Consider the following 252-nt stretch of genomic DNA (forward strand, 5'->3'; position numbering starts at 1 on the left):
TTACTTTGCCGTCAGCTTCCTTCCGCCAACTCCTCACGAAGTTAACCTTGCCTCAGCTAATGGACAGCTCTATATCAGCCCATGAGGGACTTGAACCCTCTACTCTTACATCATGCACGGCGCACACTGCGAATATATTTCTTACTTTCCCCATTAATGACAGAGTTTGTTGCAATCCCCAGGGTGATTTGAACTTTATCAGACATTTCTCCTTTCTTCGTGTTGGTTGATGTGCATTTTCTACGCGATTAT

The 252-nt window shown here is 44.4% G+C and carries 1 protein-coding gene; it reads left to right on the top strand.

Annotated features, from left to right (window positions below; genetic code table 11):
* Nucleotides 1–230 (top strand): hypothetical protein (locus L8D11_RS05585; protein ID WP_236870666.1); only part of this gene is annotated, 230 nt, incomplete at its 5' end.
* Between the last annotated feature and the right edge of the window lie 22 nt (nt 231–252).

It is taken from the genome of Candidatus Bandiella numerosa, from assembly GCF_021811875.1.
Lineage (GTDB): Bacteria > Pseudomonadota > Alphaproteobacteria > Rickettsiales > Midichloriaceae > Aquirickettsia > Aquirickettsia numerosa_A.